This window comes from Bizionia hallyeonensis (genome assembly GCF_042657385.1).
Taxonomy (GTDB): Bacteria; Bacteroidota; Bacteroidia; order Flavobacteriales; family Flavobacteriaceae; genus Algorimicrobium; species Algorimicrobium hallyeonense.
Genome location: NZ_JBHSLA010000021.1, coordinates 1 through 1,497 on the forward strand (window position 1 = coordinate 1; position 1,497 = coordinate 1,497).

Sequence of the window (1,497 nt, forward strand, 5' to 3'; positions counted from 1 at the left end):
GATATGCAAGGCAAAAAGATATATCAGGAGAAGTTATTTACAGAATTTTTATTGAGTGAACGTGTACCAAAGCACAACTTTTATCGACAACTTAAAAGTGTATTAGATTTAAAGTATTTATACAAATTAACCGAACCGTTTTACGGTGTTACAGGTCAAAAGAGTATTGATCCTGTGGTTTTTTTTAAACTGTGTTTGGTTGGTTACTTGGAGAACATCATCAGCGATAGGAAATTAATCCAACATAGCAGTATGCGTTTGGATATTCTATTTTTTATCGATTATGATTTGGATGATGAATTACCTTGGCATTCTACCATTAGCCGCACACGCCAACTCTTTCCAGAAGATATATTTGAAGAAGTTTTTACCAATGTGCTGCACATGTGTATTGAAAAAGGTATGGTTAGTGGTCATACCCAAGCTATAGATTCAGCACCTATAAAAGCGAATGCTTCCATGGATAGTTTAGAGCTTAAAGTACCTGAAGAAGATTTAGCTTCACATTTACAGAAAATAAGGCACATTAGTGCCATGGATAAAGAAGTTCCATTACGAAAAAGTAAAGAAAATAAGGCCAGTAAAGAGCAGCAAACCATTAGTGCTAATAAGCAGGAACTTGGAGCGATAAAGAGCAGGAATAAAAAGTGGGCAAAAGACCAAGACCAGCGTCAAGGAGCGGGAAATAAAGGTAGTAAATACACAAGTAATAAAACCCATTATAGTCCTACAGACCCCGATGCCCGCATTAGTGTTAAACCAGGCAAGGCTAGAAAGCTTAATTACATGAGCCAATTAAGTGTGGATACTGGGCACCATGTTATAACGGATATTTGGGCTTACCATGCCGATAAAAGAGACAATCAGTATTTACAAGATATAGTCGGGCGTTTAAAACCGCGATTAAACCGATCAGGATTACTCTGGCATAATTGTGTGGCTGATACAGGCTACAGTAGTGGTGAGAACTATGCATTTTTGGAGCATATTAACTTGCAGAGTTTTATTCCACCTCACGGCACCTATAAAGGCGGTCCAGATAATTTTTATCACCATAGAGATCAAGACCATTATGTTTGTCCTCAAGGCGAGATTATTCCCTTTAAAAAGGTTTTTCATGATTATCGTACTGGAACCTTAAAAAAGGAATATCGCGGCACGACCCATCAATGTAAGGACTGCCCAATAAAGTTGCGCTGTTTGGGTAAAACTGCCAAAGAGAAAAAGTTTTCTGTCACGTATTACAAAGCAGAATATGAACGTAATATAAAACGTGTAAATAGTCCGCAAGGCAGCTATATGAAAGGCAAACGACAAAGTACTGTAGAACCCGTTTTTGGAACACTCACCCAATTTATGGGTTTAAGAAAAATAAATACCATAGGAATAAAACAGGCAAATAAGGTCATGCATTTAGCAGCCATGGCATACAATCTTAAAAAGTACTTGAAGTTTACACAGAAAATGTCAAAAACCAAGGCAAAAGCACTTGGTCTT

1 protein-coding gene is annotated in these 1,497 nt (G+C 37.3%); it reads left to right on the top strand.

Features of this window, described 5'->3' with window-relative positions:
* Positions 1 to 3 precede the first annotated feature (3 nt).
* A partial coding sequence (locus tag ACFPH8_RS14985) for an IS1182 family transposase (RefSeq protein ID WP_465251610.1) occupies positions 4 to 1,497 on the top strand: 1,494 nt, incomplete at its 3' end.